We start from the raw sequence: 254 nt of genomic DNA, 5'->3' as shown, positions 1-254 counted from the left end.
GGGGTTCTGCCGAGGATAGGGGTGGCATTTTTGCTACCCCTTAACTATTCCCCTATCCTCGGGAGAACTAAAAGCGATAAACTTTGGGGCGAAGCCCCAGATTCTTTTAGATTTACAATTCAGATTCGTAAGCGCTTAATATTCCGGCGCATTGACAAAATCAAAACCCGGGCACTGCTTATCTAAGCTGCACCCGGGTTTAGTATAATTATATTAGTTTTTTGTGTTACGGCAATAATCTGGTATTTTTTCTG

1 protein-coding gene is annotated in these 254 nt (G+C 42.5%); it reads left to right on the top strand.

What is annotated here, in order from left to right; translation table 11 throughout:
• The coding region (locus tag V6C27_14965) for a hypothetical protein (GenBank protein MEG6617671.1) at positions 1 to 186 on the top strand (186 nt) is incomplete at its 5' end.
• Positions 187 to 254 lie beyond the last annotated feature (68 nt).

It is taken from the genome of Peptococcaceae bacterium 1198_IL3148, from assembly GCA_036763105.1.
Taxonomy (GTDB): Bacteria; Bacillota; Desulfotomaculia; order Desulfotomaculales; family Desulfohalotomaculaceae; genus JBAIYS01.
This window is presented reverse-complemented; position numbering and strand designations above follow the sequence as displayed.